This window comes from Variovorax sp. Varisp41 (genome assembly GCF_047325085.1).
In the GTDB taxonomy this organism is placed as follows: Bacteria; Pseudomonadota; Gammaproteobacteria; order Burkholderiales; family Burkholderiaceae_C; genus Variovorax.
Genome location: NZ_CP168540.1, coordinates 1,697,509 through 1,709,208, shown reverse-complemented (window position 1 = coordinate 1,709,208; position 11,700 = coordinate 1,697,509). Strand labels below are relative to the sequence as shown.

Below are 11,700 nucleotides of genomic sequence, written 5' to 3'. Positions count from 1 at the left end.
CAAACCGTTCGGGCTGAGCCTGTCGAAGCCTCGCGCGGCGCTTCGACAAGCTCAGCGAGAACGGTTTTTGAGCGGATGCGTGTTGGCTGCCGTCCTCACGAATGGCAAACCAACCCATCCTTCAACAAGGTGATCTCGAACTGCAGATTCCCCGCACGCGCCCCCCGCGCCTGCGCCAGCGTGCCATCGGCGCGCCAGCGCCGCAGCGCGGCCGCGATGTAGTCGCGCGACGCCGTGTCGCCCGCCGCGAGCCGCACGGCCGCGTCGGCCGGCGCGCGCAGGTCCCGCGCCACCGGCTTGTAGAAGCGCCATTCCTCGTTGCCCATCAGCCGCTCTAGCACCTGCGCGTCTTCGGCCAGCGCCGCGCATTCGCCGGCCATGAAGGCCGAGGCCGCATGCACGGCCGAGGGATAGCTGCGCGGCTGCGCGCCATAGCGCAGCGCCACCGCGCCGGCATAGCCCGAGCCTTCGCCGACGCAGACCGAGGCGCCGCGCAGCGCCTTTTCGTCCTGCACCCGGCCGCGGCGCAGCGCGACCACCTGGGCGCGGCCGGTGTCGTAGCTGCCGGGCGCGGCGTCGATGCCGGCGCCGCCTGCATCGTCGCGTGCGTCCCGTGTGGGCACACCGGCCACCAGCAGGTCGACACGGCCATCGCGCAGCGCCTCGTCGCGCTCGTTGGGCGCGAGGCCGACCAGCACGGCCTTCACGCCGAGCGAGGCCGCGAGCTCGCGTGCCAGCGTGGCATCGAAGGCATCGGGTTCGGGCGGCGTGGGCGAGCCGGGCGGGGCGGGGCGCGGATAGCGCCGCACGCCGACGACCAGTTCGCCGCGCGCGATCGCGCGCGCGAGCACCGGGCCCTTGGCAGTTGATTCAGCGGCGTGGCCAGCGCGGGCACGGCCAGCGGCGGCAGCCATGCGAGCCAGGTCGCGGGGCCCGACAGGCCACGCTCGCGCGGCGCGTTGTCGGCATTCGGCCAGGCACCGCCGGCGGCGGCCAGCGCGGCGACCACCGCGAGCACCGGCCCGGCCGCGACCAGGCTGGGCCAGCGGCCGATGCCGTCGAGCAGGCCGGCCACGGCCGAGGAGGCAGAGGAAGAAGAGGGACGCGGGCTCTCACTCATCGAGGCTCAACCCGCGCCGCCAGCGCAGCAGCCGGCGCTCGAGCAGCGCCAGCAGGTAGTTCAGCAGCAGCCCGAGCACCGCCAGCAGCAGGATGCCGGCGTACATGGTCGGGATCTGGAAGGTCTCCTGCGAATTGAGCGTGAGGAAACCCAGCCCCGAGTGCGCGCCGATCATCTCGGCAGCCACCAGCGCCGTGATGCTGTAGGCGCCCGCGAGCCGCACGCCCGTGAAGATCGAGGGCAGCGAGGCCGGCAGCACCACCTTGAAGAAGACGAAGCGGCGCGAGGCGCCCATCGACAGCGCGGAGTTCACGAGCAGCCGGTCGACCTGCTTCACGCCGCTCACGGTGCTCAGCAGCACGGGCCAGAACGAGGCCCAGAAGATGATCGCCACCTTCGACAGCTCGCCGATGCCGAGGAACAGGATGAAGACCGGGAACAGCGCGAAGGCCGAGGTCTGGCGGAACAGCTGCAGCACCGGGTCGACGATGGCCGCGAGCCGGCGGAAGCCGCCGACCAGCAGGCCCAGCAGCACGCCCGCGCCGCTCGCGAGCACGAGGCCCCAGAGCGAGCGCTGCAGGCTCGCGGCCACGTGCTTCCAGAGCTGGCCGTTGTCGAGCAGCTGGCCGATGCTCGCGAGCACGGCCGAGGGCGGGCTCAGGTAGGCGTCGCTCACGATGCCCAGGCGCGGCAGCGCTTCCCACAGCGCGAGGAACAGCACGATGCCGGCGGCGCGTTCGGCGAAGCGGCCCGCGAACCGGGCGAAGCGCGCCAGCGTGCGGCGCGGTGCGGGCGCGGCAGGCGCGCCTTCGAGCACGGCGCTCACGAGACCACTCCTTCGAGAGAACGCGGCTTCAGCCCGACCTGCACCTCGTCCTTCAGCACCTCCCAGGCACGCTGGCGCAGCGCCGCGAACTCGCTCGAATGGCGCAGTTCGGCCGAGCGCGGCCGCGCGAGCGGGATGTCGATGATCGCCTTGATGCGGCCGGGCCGCTGCGTCATCACGGCCACGCGGTCGGACAGGTAGACAGCCTCCTCGAGGCTGTGCGTGATGAAGACGATGGTCTTGCGGTACTGCTCCCAGATGCGCAGCAGCTCGCCCTGAAGGATCTCGCGCGTCTGCGCATCGAGCGCGGCGAAGGGCTCGTCCATCAGCAGCACGTCGGGTCGGTAGGCCAGCGAGCGCGCGATCGCCACGCGCTGCTTCATGCCGCCCGAGATCTCGTGCGGATAGCGTTCGCCGAAGCCGTGCAGGCCCACGAGCTCGAGGTACTCCTGCGCGGTGCGGCGGCGCGCGGCCTTGCCGATGCCGCGGATCTCGAGGCCCACCGCGATGTTGTCGAGCACCGTGAGCCACGGGAATAGCGCATAGCCCTGGAACACCACGCCCTGGTTGCGGTGCACGCCCGCGACCGGCTGGCCGTCGATGGCGATGCGCCCGCCGGTGCGCTCGGTGAGCCCGGCCAGGATGCCGAGGAAAGTCGACTTGCCGCAGCCCGAGGGGCCGAGCACAGAGAGGAACTCGCCCTCGCGCACGTCGAGATCGAAGCCCTCGAGCACGCGCACGCGCTCGCTCGCGCCGCGCGCCGCGTAGTCCATGCGCACGTCGCGCGCCGAGATCTTGATGCCGCTCATGCGCGCGCCGCTCAGGTTTTCGCCGCGGCGGGCTGCGAGGGCGCCTGCGCGTAGGGGTTGAACTCGTTGGTGTAGACGTCCTTCACCGCCACCTTGCCGGCCGGGATCTTGCCCTCTGACTGCAGGATGTCGACGTAGTACTCGATCGGCGGCTCGGTCACCACCAGGTCCTCGACGTAGGCGTAGCGGTCCACGTTCTGCAGGTCCATGTTGATGCGCTTGGCGACCAGCTTGCGCGCCTCCTCGGGATTCGCATTGACCCAGTTGCCGGCCTTGGCCAGCGCCGTCACCACGTCACGCACCGCCTCGGGATGCTCGCGGATGAAGCGGCCGTGCGCGCTGTAGGGCGCCATGCCGCCGAGGCCGCCGTCGAGGTCGAAGTCGCTCCACAGCCGCACCAGCGCGTCGGCATGGTCGGCGCGGCCCGAGAAGGGCGCGTGGATGATCGCGAGGTCGGTGTTGCGCGTGACCAGCGTCTGCTCGGCCTGCTCGTCGGGCACCACCACGAAGTTGATCCTGTTCACGTCCACGCCATGCTGGCGCAGGTACTTCTTGGTCACGAACTCGGCGCAGGCGCCGAAGCTGTTGAAGCCGATGGTCTTGCCCTCGAGGTCCTTGGGCTTGAGGATGCCCGAGTCCTTGCGAACGAAGTACTTCATGTGCGGCGCTTCCTGCAGCGTCTTGCCGCCGGCCGCCACCACCTTGAGGTCGGCGCCCGAGGCGATGGCCGAGATCACCAGCGGCACCATGCGGCTGCCGAAATCGATCTCGCCGGTGCCCACGAGCGGAATGATCTGCGGCGCCGCGATCTTGCCCACGTACTGCGGCCGCGTGTTCGTGCCCTCGAAGTAGCCGAGCTGGTCGGCCAGGTAGATCAGGTCGAACGAGGGGTTGTCGGGGTACTTGAACGCGACCTTGTCGCCGGTCTTCCTGACGATGGCCGGCGCGTCGGCCGAAGCGGATTTCGCCTCGTCGCGCGAGCAGCCCACGAGCGCGGCCGCGCCGAGCCCGCCGAGGCTGCCCACCGTGCCCAGCGAGACGAGGGTTTGCAGCAGGCCGCGGCGCGAGGGCGCGCGCAGTGCGTTGGTGGTGGATTCGCGGGAGGGGGAGAGCTTCTCGATGGACATGGCGACCGGCAGCGGAACTGCCTCTGAACAGGGATGGCCGATGCTAGGAAGCGGCCGGTGCCGGACCAACGAAGAAATCCATGCATGGATATGCAGGGAGTGGGGAAGCCCCTTTTCGCCTCCGGGCTCGATCGATCAGCCGGCCTCGCGCGGCGGCCGTTGCGCGCGGGCACTGGCGAGCCTCGTCCTCGCCAGTGCCAGGTGAGCGATCAGGAAAGGGAGGGGCATCAGGTAGAGGCTCCAGTTGCTCCTGATCGCCTGCTGCAGCGGCGTGAGTTCGATCAGGTGCGGGTAGGCGGCCGCCCGTGCGATGGAGATCGCGTAGTAGGCACAGCAGACATACACCCTGGTGGCTGCGAACAGTCCGTTCAAGACGACGATGTAGATGCTGGATAGCCTTCTGTCACCAGCCACCAGACCGAACGCGAAGCTGTATGCCGCCACTTGAAGGAGCGAAATGCCAAGGATGAGGGGCCACCAGCCGCGCGCGTCCACGCTGAAGTGACAGGCGATGGCTGTTTCGACGATGGCGCCGATCGAAAGGATGGCCAGCGGCAGAGCGACGTTGCGATATCTCATGGTGGGGCGGTTGTACCGGCTGGCGTGCTCGCACCGCGGATCGCGCTGTTGAAGTATCGATTTCCAGCACCGAGGGTCGCAGCGACGGCTCGAACCGAGGTGCCCTGGATTGCTTGCGAAAATGCGGCATGCACAGCCTTCTCGCTGCCGACCCGGCAGCCGTTTCTTCCGCCCCCGACCCCCTCGCACTCCAGACGCTGCTCGAGCAACGCGGCTCGACCCGTGGCTTCACCGACCGGCCCTTGCCCGAGGGCTGTCTCGAGCAGCTCCTGATCCAGGCACGCCGCGCGCCCAGCGGCGCCAACTTGCAGCCCGGCGAGTTCATCTCACTCGAAGGCGAGGCCCGCGCGCGGCTGAGCGCGGCACTGGTGGGCGCATTCCGCAACGGCGAGCAGGAAGCCGAGGACTACAGCTACTTCCCGCGCCCGATGCCCCACAGCCTGCGTCGGCGCCAGGTCGCGGCGGCACAGGCGCTCTATGGCGCGCTGGGCGCGGCACGCGAGGACCGGGCCGCGCGCGATGCGCAGTTCGAGCGCAACTTCCGTTTCTTCGATGCGCCGGTGGCGCTGCTGGTGCTGATCGATGCGCGCATGGGCAGCGGTTGCTACATGGACCTGGGCATGTGCCTGTTCGGTCTGATGATGGCCGCGAGCGCGCAGGGCATCGGCAGTTGCGCCATCGGCGCGATCGCGTCCTATCCGGGCCTGGTGCGTTCGACGCTGGGGCTGGGCGATGAGCACCACATCGTGTGCGGCCTGGCGCTGGGCTATGCCGATCCGCGGGCGCCCGAGAACGCCGTGCGGACCGCGCGGCGGCCGCTCGACGACTTCTTCCGCGTGATGCGCTAGCGGCTGGAGCCTAGAGCCGCTGCACCAGCCCCGCCGCGCCCAGGCCACCCGCGCCGGCAATCGCCGCGAGGCCGCGCGCGCCCGACGGGGCATCGTGCGCCATGTCGGCGAGCAGGCGCACCAGGCTGACCGCGCCCGAGGCGCCGATCGGATGCCCGCGACCCAGCCCGCCGCCGCCGCGGTTCAGGCGCGAGGGCTGCAAGCCCAAGGCCTGGATGAAAGACAGCGCCTGCACGGCGAAGGCTTCGTGCAGCTCCGCGCCCCACAGCGCGCCCGCATCGAGGCCGGCACGGCGCAGCAGCGCTTCGGCGGCGGTGGAGGCGCCGAGCATCGGCATCTCCGGTGCCACGCCGATCGAGGTGCCGCCCAGCCAATGGAAGCGCGGCGCGATCTTCAACGCGGTCGCGGCCTGCGGCGTGGCGAGCAGCACGAAGGCGGCGCCGTCGGCGCGCGGGGCGATCGCGAGGCGGCTGACAGCCATCTCTAGCGCAACGACCGGGTCGGACAGCGTGTCGGCGACGGCCTCGATCGGCATGCGGGCCATGCGCGAGGCCGTGAGTTCGCGCGCATAGCTGTCGTGCGTGGCATCGCCGATGGGCACGATCTCCTGCGACATGCGTTCGCGCCATGCGAGCGCCTTCGCATGGCTTTCTGCGGCGAAAGCATCCTGCCGCGCGCGACCGATCGAATGCAGCGCGGCATGGCGCGCGGCGGCGAGCAGCAGGTCGGGATCGCGCGCCGGGTCGGGCGCGAAGGCGGGGCGGTCGTAGGGCACGGGTGCCTCGCCGGCATCGCGCGGGCGATGCTGGCGGATGGGAGCGCTGCTCCAGGCCTCGACGCCGCCGGCGATCGCGATGGCGGCATTGCCGCTGGCCAGCAGGCCGGCGGCCAGGGTCAGGGCATCGAGGCCGGCGCAGCACTGGGTATCGACCGACAGCGCGGCGACGTGGTCCGGCAGGCCGGCCGCCAGCGCGACCATGCGCGCGGGATTGCCGCCCGCGCCGAGCGCGTTGCCGGCGACGACCGCATCGACCGCTTGCGCGGGAACGCCGGCGCGCGCCAGCAAGGCCTGCAGCACCGGCGCGCCGATCTCGTGCGCCGCCAGCGCGCCGAGTGCACCGCCGACCGGCACCACCGCGCTGCGGGCCCAGCCGAGGATCACGGGCGGATTCACAGCCGTTCCCACGGCGCCGCCGATGTGTCGGCCAGTCGCCGCGCAAGGGCCGCGTGATCCGTCTTGCCGCTCGGCGTGCGAGGCCAGGCGTCGACGCGGTAGAAGCGCCGGGGCAGCTTGAAGGGCTCGAGCCGGTCACGGCACCAGGCCTGCAGTTCCTCGCGCGAGAGCGGTGCCGACAGCGCCAGCAGGGCCACGGCCTCCATGCCGCGCAGCGGATGCGGCAACCCCTGGATCGACGCGGCCGCGATGGCCGGATGCCCGGCCAGCACGTTCTCGACTTCCTCGGGGAACAGGTTCTTGCCCTGCACGAGCAGCATGCGCTGCTGTCGGCCGACCAGGTGCAGGAAACCGTCCTCGTCCACATGGCCCATGTCGCGCACCGAGAGCCAGTCGCCGTCGCGCAGCACGGCGGTGCCGTCTTCCTCGGCCGTCAGCGTCACGTAGTCGCTGAACACCATCGGGCTGCGCACGTAGATCAGTCCGGGCAAGGGCGGCTCGATCCTGAGTTCGACGTTGGCGAAGGGCCGGCCGACCACGTCGTCGGGCAGGGCCTCGTCGCTGTCGGCCCAGGCGATGAACGAGGTTTCCGAGGCGCCATAGAACTCGACGATGCGTGCCTCGGGAAACAGCGCGCGCAGCGCGGCGGTGCGCGCGCGCGGCCAGGGGGCGCCGCTGATCATCACGAGGCGCGTGCCGGTCACGGGCGGCATGCCATGGCGCTGCGCATGCTCGAGCATCAGCAGCAGCTGGCTGGGCACCGCGACCAGGCTGCCCGCGAGGCCGCGCCGCAGCGTGTCGAGCGCGGCGGCGGCCGAGAACTGGCGCTGCAGGCGCATGCCCGCGCCGGTCCACAGGCCCAGCAGCGCGCCGAACAGGAACAGCGAATGCGAGAGCCGGCCCGGTACCAGCACGGTGGTGCCGGTGGCGGGGCCGAAGCTCCGGACGCAGATCTCGAAGCTGTGGGTCCACGATCCGTGCGTGCGGCGGAAGCCCTTGGGCACGCCGGTGCTGCCCGAGGTGAAGCCGATGTAGAAGGGGGTGTTCGCGTGCGCTTCCTCGATGCTGGAGGCCGCGCCCAGGTGCCGCGCCATGCGCGCCTGCACCTTGTCCCGCACGGCCTCGGGCCAGTCGGGATCGCCGACGGCCGCGGTGCGGTTGCTCGCGAGGATCGCGAGGAAGCTCGCGAGCTGGTCGGCCGGCGATGCGCTCGCGCTGGCCCAGGCGACCGTCGGCGTGGCCGCGGCGTCGAGCGCGGCGGCTTGCGTCGCGACGCGGGCCGCGAGCGCGGCGAAACTCAGTCGCGTGTGGCCGTCGTCGAGCGCGAGGGCATCGGGCGTGTGCCGCGCCCACCAGGCGAGCGGCGCGTGGACGGTCCGGAAATCGGGCGCCGGACCGGTCATCAGTCGCGATCGAGCCGCCAGCTCGGCAGGCCGCGTGCCACGGTCTGCACCACCAGCGCGCAGACCACGCATTTGACGAGGTCGCCCGGTACGAAGACCAGGCTCGCGAGCGCTGCCTTCTGCAGCGGCAGGTGAGCCACCAGCGACAGGCCCGCGATGCCGAACAGGTAGACCACGACGATGCCGCCGATGAATGAGGCGGCCAGCGCCGCGGCGAACAGGGCGCGTCCGCGCGCGGCGGCGAAGCGCCGCATGACCCAGCCGCACACGAAGGCGCCGAACAGCCAGCCCACGAGGAAGCCGGCGGAAGGCGTCACGAACGCGCCCGGACCGCCCCGGCCGCCGGACAGCAGCGGCAGGCCGAGCGCCACGCCCACGAGCAGCAGCGCCACCGCGAGAAAACCGCGGCGCGGGCCGAGCAGGCAGCCGGCGAGCATCACGCCGAGCGTCTGCAGCGTGATCGGCACGCCCAGGGCCAGGTCGATGCGCGGAACGGCGCCCAGGGCGGCGATCAGCGCGGCGAAGAGCGCGACGTAGGACAGCGTGCGGGAGGAGGTGATCGGGGTGGAGGTGGACATGGAAATGGGATGTCGGGGAAGGTCGCGCCACGGGCCGTGGCCCTGGCTTCCTTGCGTGCCGGACGGGCCGCGGGTGGCAAGGCCTTCACTGCCTGCACGGGGGCGGGCAGGAGGCGCCCGAGAGCGTAACACCGTCGCCGCCAGGCCCGCGCTGGTACCCTGTCCGTCCGACTTCAGACTCAGGCGCGAGGAGGCGCCGCCCCATGAAACAACAGATCTCGCGGCTCTCGCCGCATCAGAACGGCAAGGTGTTCGGCGTCATGATGGCGGTCACCTCGCTGGTGTTCATCGTGCCCTTCGCGCTGCTGTTCGCGCTGGTCCAGCCGGCCGGCAAGAGCGGGCCGTCGATCCTGGTCCTGTTGCTCGCGCCGGTGATGTACCTGGTCTTCGCCTACTGCGCGGTGGCCATCGGCTGCCTGATCTACAACTTCCTGCAGAAGTTCGTCGGCGGCATCGAGTTCGAGACCTCGACCGACCTCAACGCGCGATAACGGCTCGGGCGGCCCCGGCAGCCGAACGCGGGCGTCAGGCCTTGTCGGCCTCCGACTTCTTGTCGATCGCCGCCTGCAGCTCCCTGGCATAGGCCAGGAGCTGGTCGCGCATCGCATCGGCGCCCTGCAGCAGCGCGTCCGACGTGGGCTGGCCCAGCAGGATGCCCGCCTGCTGGTTGCCGAAGCGCTCCATCCGGTCGAACAGCAGCCTGGGATTCGGGTGCGAGGACATCAGGGCCAGGCAGAAGCTCTTGAGCGCGGCCACTTGTCCCTGGAGGTAGTCGAGGCGTTCTTTGTCGGTCATGGGAGAGGCGTGCGGTTGCAAAGGAGCCGTGGTGGACTCGGGCGGGGACCCCGGGGTTCCGGGTCCGGCGACGGGCCGCATTATGAGCCGCCGGCCGGCATGGCCGGATGACGGGCGCGCCGCCTACGCGAGGCCGCGCCAACTGCTGCCGCACGCGGGAGCGGGGCACACGGAGACTTTGCCGTCCCTCCCCGCAACCCCCAGCCCGATCACCCACACGCCCATGGCCGACACCCCTCACGTTCCGACCCCCCTGACGGTGCTCGAAGGCACCGCGCACCCGCTCGGCGCCAGCTTCAACGGCGACGGCGTCAACTTCGCCGTGTTCTCGGCGCATGCCACGCGGGTCGACGTCTGCATCTTCGACGAGGCCGGCACCACGCAGGTCGGCTGCGTCACCCTGCCCGAGTACACCGACGAGATCTGGCACGGCTTCGTGCCCGGCCTGCAACCCGGCGCGCGCTACGGCCTGCGCGTGCACGGTCCCTACGAGCCCGAGAAGGGCCATCGCTTCAACCACCACAAGCTGCTGCTCGACCCCTATGCCAAGGCCTACATGGGGACGCTGAAGTGGGGCCCCGAGCTGTTCGGCTATACCGTGGGCCATGCCGACGGCGACCTGAGCTTCGACGAGCGCGACAGCGCGCCGCTGGTGCCCAAGTGCGTGGTGGTCGATTCGCGCTTCGAGTGGACGCAGACCGATGCGCTGCGCGTGCCCTGGCCCGAGACCGTGTTCTACGAAACCCATGTGCGCGGCTTCACGATGCAGCATCCGCAGGTGCCCGAGCAGTTCCGCGGCACCTTCGCGGGCATGGCGCGCGACGAGGTGCTGGCGCCGATCCGCGCGCTCGGCGTGACCAGCGTGGAACTGCTGCCGGTGCAGATGTTCCTGAACCAGTCCTCGCTGCTCGAGAAGGGCCTGACCAACTTCTGGGGTTACGACACCATCGGCTTCTTCGCGCTCGATCCGCGCTACATGGACGGGCCGCAGATCGACGAGTTCAAGCACATGGTCGACCGCTTCCATGCGCACGGCCTCGAGGTGATCCTCGACGTGGTCTACAACCACACGCCCGAGGGCAACGAGCTCGGCCCCACGATCTCGTTCAAGGGCATCGACAACGCGAGCTACTACCGGCTGCTGCCCGACACGCCGCGCTACTACATCAACGACACCGGCACCGGCAACACCGTGAACCTCAGCCATCCGCGCGTGCTGCAGATGGTGACCGACAGCCTGCGCTACTGGGTGACCGAGATGCGCGTGGACGGCTTCCGCTTCGACCTCGCGACCATCCTCGCGCGCGAGCCGCATGGCTTCGACGAGGGCGGCGGCTTCCTCAAGAGCTGCCGGCAGGACCCGGTGCTCTCTAGCGTGAAGCTGATCGCCGAGCCCTGGGACATCGGCCCCGGCGGCTACCAGGTCGGCGGCTTCCCGCCCGGCTGGGCCGAGTGGAACGACCAGTTCCGCGACACCGTGCGCGCCTGGTGGAAGGGCGAGGAGGGCACCGCGGGCAAGCTCGCGCAATGCCTCACCGCGAGCGGCGAACGCTTCAACCACCGCGGCCGGCGGCCCTGGGCCAGCGTCAACTTCATCAGCGCGCACGACGGCTTCACGCTGGCCGACACCGTGAGCTACAACGACAAGCACAACGAGGCCAACGGCGAGGACAACCGCGACGGCCACTCGGACAACCGCTCGTGGAACTGCGGCGTCGAGGGCCCCACCGACGACGAGGCCGTGCTCGCGCTGCGCGCGCGCCAGCAACGCAACCTGCTGGCCACGCTGCTGCTGTCGCAAGGCACGCCGATGCTGCTGGCCGGCGACGAGTTCGGCCGCACGCAGCAGGGCAACAACAATGCCTACTGCCAGGACAACGAGATCTCGTGGGTGGACTGGGCCGCGGCCGGCGGCGAAGCGGGGCGCGCACTGAGCGACTTCTCGGCTCGCCTGCTCGCGTTGCGAAAGGAATTCCCGGTGCTGCGGCGCAACCGCTTCCTGGCCGGCGCGTGGTTCGAGGACATCGGCGCCAAGGATTCGACCTGGTTCACGCCGGCCGGCGAGGAGATGCAGCCCTCGCACTGGGACGACCCGCAGACGCGTTCGTTCGCGCTGCTGCTCGACGGCCGCGCGCCGGTGTCGGCGATTCCGGTCGCGGCGCACGACGCGAGCGTGCTGCTGGTGTTCAACGCCTGGCACGAGGCCGTGCCCTTCACGCTGCCGGCCGCACCGGCCGGTGCGTGGACCCTGGTGCTCGACAGCGCCGACCCGGCACTGGGCGTGGGCGATGACGCGGCACGGAGCGACTATCTGGCGACGGGGCGCTCGGTGCTCGTGTTCACGAGCCGCTGAGTTCGTGACGTTTCGGTGACGGAAGGAAGGACCGCGCGCGCCCTCGCGGGCACGCGCGCGTAGCACTTCCGCGGCCGCGCTGCGCGGT

At 70.9% G+C, this 11,700-nt stretch carries 12 protein-coding genes; 3 read left to right on the top strand and 9 right to left on the bottom strand.

Annotated features, from left to right (window positions below; genetic code table 11):
- Positions 1-95 precede the first annotated feature (95 nt).
- From ACEN9J_RS07990 to ACEN9J_RS07970, 5 genes are all read right to left on the bottom strand, one after another.
- Positions 96-914, bottom strand: a complete 819-nt coding sequence (locus ACEN9J_RS07990) for a transporter substrate-binding domain-containing protein (RefSeq protein ID WP_413763764.1) — start codon at positions 912-914, stop codon at positions 96-98.
- Positions 915-1,112: 198 nt separating this feature from the next.
- The gene (locus ACEN9J_RS07985; protein WP_395347766.1) at positions 1,113-1,946 is read right to left on the bottom strand and encodes an ABC transporter permease; all 834 of its coding nucleotides are present in this window, start codon (positions 1,944-1,946) and stop codon (positions 1,113-1,115) included.
- Positions 1,943-2,755 (bottom strand): ABC transporter ATP-binding protein, encoded by an 813-nt coding sequence (locus ACEN9J_RS07980; protein WP_057594250.1) that lies wholly within the window; start codon positions 2,753-2,755, stop codon positions 1,943-1,945. Before ACEN9J_RS07980 ends, ACEN9J_RS07985 begins: the two co-directional genes overlap by 4 nt.
- Before the next feature lie 11 nt (positions 2,756-2,766).
- Entirely contained in the window at positions 2,767-3,882 is a 1,116-nt protein-coding gene (locus ACEN9J_RS07975) for an ABC transporter substrate-binding protein (protein WP_413763763.1), read from the bottom strand.
- A 135-nt stretch (positions 3,883-4,017) separates the two neighbouring features.
- Complete coding sequence (locus ACEN9J_RS07970; protein WP_261210864.1) at positions 4,018-4,461, bottom strand: hypothetical protein; 444 nt, start codon at positions 4,459-4,461, stop codon at positions 4,018-4,020.
- A 128-nt stretch (positions 4,462-4,589) separates the two neighbouring features.
- On the opposite strand from ACEN9J_RS07970, the gene ACEN9J_RS07965 reads away from it, so the two are divergent.
- Positions 4,590-5,309 carry a nitroreductase family protein gene (locus tag ACEN9J_RS07965; RefSeq protein WP_413763762.1) on the top strand — a complete coding sequence of 240 codons (720 nt, stop codon included), beginning with the start codon at positions 4,590-4,592 and terminating at the stop codon, positions 5,307-5,309.
- Between the two features lie 10 nt (positions 5,310-5,319).
- Here the strand turns inward: ACEN9J_RS07965 and ACEN9J_RS07960 are convergent, their stop codons facing one another.
- From ACEN9J_RS07960 to ACEN9J_RS07950, 3 genes are read right to left on the bottom strand one after another with little or no spacing between them, the layout of a single operon-like run.
- A complete protein-coding gene (locus ACEN9J_RS07960) occupies positions 5,320-6,483 on the bottom strand; it encodes an acetyl-CoA C-acyltransferase (RefSeq protein WP_413764553.1) in 1,164 nt (387 codons plus the stop codon).
- A complete protein-coding gene (locus tag ACEN9J_RS07955; RefSeq protein ID WP_413763761.1) occupies positions 6,480-7,886 on the bottom strand; it encodes an AMP-binding protein in 1,407 nt (468 codons plus the stop codon). The genes ACEN9J_RS07960 and ACEN9J_RS07955 overlap by 4 nt, the downstream gene beginning before the upstream one ends.
- Complete coding sequence (locus tag ACEN9J_RS07950) at positions 7,886-8,464, bottom strand: biotin transporter BioY (protein WP_057594244.1); 579 nt, start codon at positions 8,462-8,464, stop codon at positions 7,886-7,888. Before ACEN9J_RS07950 ends, ACEN9J_RS07955 begins: the two co-directional genes overlap by 1 nt.
- A 203-nt stretch (positions 8,465-8,667) precedes the next feature.
- On the opposite strand from ACEN9J_RS07950, the gene ACEN9J_RS07945 reads away from it, so the two are divergent.
- A complete protein-coding gene (locus tag ACEN9J_RS07945) occupies positions 8,668-8,955 on the top strand; it encodes a hypothetical protein (RefSeq protein ID WP_413763760.1) in 288 nt (95 codons plus the stop codon).
- Positions 8,956-8,989: 34 nt separating this feature from the next.
- On the opposite strand, the gene ACEN9J_RS07940 is transcribed toward ACEN9J_RS07945, so the two are convergent.
- Positions 8,990-9,259: a hypothetical protein gene (locus ACEN9J_RS07940; RefSeq protein ID WP_057594242.1), complete on the bottom strand. Its 270-nt coding sequence runs from the start codon at positions 9,257-9,259 to the stop codon at positions 8,990-8,992.
- A gap of 223 nt (positions 9,260-9,482) precedes the next feature.
- Here ACEN9J_RS07940 and glgX point away from each other — a divergent pair, with 223 nt between their 5' ends.
- On the top strand, positions 9,483-11,612 hold the full coding sequence (gene glgX, locus ACEN9J_RS07935; RefSeq protein ID WP_413763759.1) for a glycogen debranching protein GlgX: 2,130 nt from the start codon (positions 9,483-9,485) through the stop codon (positions 11,610-11,612).
- Positions 11,613-11,700: the final 88 nt, after the last annotated feature.

Coding starts and splice junctions, on each gene's coding strand:
- ACEN9J_RS07990 (WP_413763764.1), bottom strand. CDS start 914: ATGGCTGCCGCCGCTGGCCGTGCCCGCGCTGGCCACGCCGCTGAATCA.
- ACEN9J_RS07980 (WP_057594250.1), bottom strand. CDS start 2,755: ATGAGCGGCATCAAGATCTCGGCGCGCGACGTGCGCATGGACTACGCG.
- ACEN9J_RS07975 (WP_413763763.1), bottom strand. CDS start 3,882: ATGTCCATCGAGAAGCTCTCCCCCTCCCGCGAATCCACCACCAACGCA.
- ACEN9J_RS07970 (WP_261210864.1), bottom strand. CDS start 4,461: ATGAGATATCGCAACGTCGCTCTGCCGCTGGCCATCCTTTCGATCGGC.
- ACEN9J_RS07965 (WP_413763762.1), top strand. CDS start 4,590: ATGCACAGCCTTCTCGCTGCCGACCCGGCAGCCGTTTCTTCCGCCCCC.
- ACEN9J_RS07955 (WP_413763761.1), bottom strand. CDS start 7,886: ATGACCGGTCCGGCGCCCGATTTCCGGACCGTCCACGCGCCGCTCGCC.
- ACEN9J_RS07950 (WP_057594244.1), bottom strand. CDS start 8,464: ATGTCCACCTCCACCCCGATCACCTCCTCCCGCACGCTGTCCTACGTC.
- ACEN9J_RS07945 (WP_413763760.1), top strand. CDS start 8,668: ATGAAACAACAGATCTCGCGGCTCTCGCCGCATCAGAACGGCAAGGTG.
- ACEN9J_RS07940 (WP_057594242.1), bottom strand. CDS start 9,259: ATGACCGACAAAGAACGCCTCGACTACCTCCAGGGACAAGTGGCCGCG.
- glgX (WP_413763759.1), top strand. CDS start 9,483: ATGGCCGACACCCCTCACGTTCCGACCCCCCTGACGGTGCTCGAAGGC.